The 412-nt window shown below is 75.7% G+C and carries 1 protein-coding gene; it reads right to left on the bottom strand.

The window, feature by feature from the left end; genetic code table 11:
- Nucleotides 1-270, bottom strand: a 270-nt coding sequence (locus tag KBX53_RS35885; RefSeq protein WP_210864131.1) for an FUSC family protein, incomplete at its 3' end; no start/stop codon positions are given.
- Nucleotides 271-412: the final 142 nt, after the last annotated feature.

Below are 412 nucleotides of genomic sequence, written 5' to 3'. Positions count from 1 at the left end.
ACCAGGGCCGAGCGCCTGCACCACCAGGTCGGCGACGAGCACCCCGGCGGAGACCCCGAGGACGACCTCGACCGCGCGGTGGTTGCGCTGCCCCCGGGCCTGACCGAGAACGATCAGCGCGGCGGCCGGCGCGAAGAAGGGCTGCGGGTGCCCGAGCAAGCGGGTGGCCAGCAGCCAGGCCACTGTCGCCGCGACCGTCGCCTCCAGCACCGGCCGCCAGCCACGCCGCAGCCGCCCAGCAGCCGTCCGCAGCCCGCTGATCCGCACCATCGCCCAACCTCTCCACCCGCGCCAGTCGGTCTGCCGCGCCCCGCCCCCGCCCCGCCAACCAGGTCACCACACCACCGACCAGGTCACCGCACCGCCAGCCCATCTGAGTGCGCCACGACACCGCCGGCCCACCCGCATACGT

The organism is Micromonospora sp. M51 (genome assembly GCF_018070305.1).
Lineage (GTDB): Bacteria > Actinomycetota > Actinomycetes > Mycobacteriales > Micromonosporaceae > Micromonospora > Micromonospora parva.
This window is presented reverse-complemented; position numbering and strand designations above follow the sequence as displayed.